This window comes from Haloarcula sp. CGMCC 1.2071 (assembly GCF_037078445.1).
GTDB lineage: Archaea > Halobacteriota > Halobacteria > Halobacteriales > Haloarculaceae > Haloarcula > Haloarcula amylolytica.
On the sequence record NZ_JAYMGY010000054.1, the window covers coordinates 1 to 814 of the forward strand.

At 59.1% G+C, this 814-nt stretch carries 1 protein-coding gene; it reads left to right on the plus strand.

Features of this window, described 5'->3' with window-relative positions; all coding sequences use genetic code 11:
• Positions 1-802 (plus strand): transposase (locus tag VI234_RS21185; RefSeq protein ID WP_336331228.1); only part of this gene is annotated, 802 nt, incomplete at its 5' end.
• Between the last annotated feature and the right edge of the window lie 12 nt (positions 803-814).

Below are 814 nucleotides of genomic sequence, written 5' to 3' on the forward strand. Positions count from 1 at the left end.
GGAAGCCCTGTTCCACAACGACAACGCTGAGTTGCACGTCAACGTCACCAACACCGAACAGACCGTTCGAGACAAGCAGGACTCGCGGACGGTCGTCGGTGTGGACGTGAACGAAGACAACGTGGCTCTCACCGCTCTCTCCGAGGATGGCATTGAGGACTCGTTGGTTATTGACTTCCCCGAAATCAAGTTCGAGCGCCACCGCTACTTCACGATGCGGAAGCGCGTCCAGAACGCGGGGAAAGACAGCATCCACGACACGCTGGAAGGGCGTGAGGAACGGTTCGTCCGTGACCGACTCCACAAGGTGTCTCGACACATCGTGGAGTGGAGTCGTCAGTTCGAGAAGCCGTGCATCGTCTTTGAAGACCTCAAAGAGATGCGCGACAGTATCGACTACGGCACGCGGATGAACCGACGCTTGCACCACCTTCCGTTCCGCGCCCTCCAGTTCTATACGTCGTACAAGGCGTCGTTCGAGGGTATCCCGACTGCGTGGATTAACCCCGAGTACACGAGCCAACGGTGTCCGATGTGCGGACACACGGAACGTGCGAACCGTAACAAGAAACGGTTCAATTGTCGGGACTGTGGGCATCAAGACCACAGCGACCGTGGTGCAAGCGTCAACATCGCCGTGAAAGGCGTGAAGAAACTCGATTGGAATGTGCCTGCTCTCAACAGCCTTCCCGTTGTTCGGAAGGTGCGACGGCGGGCATCGGGGGCCGTGGACGCCCCGACCGTGACCCAACCGACCGCCCGAGGCTATCAGGCCGATGGTCGGATGGGAGTGTCCGACTAAACCACGGGAAGC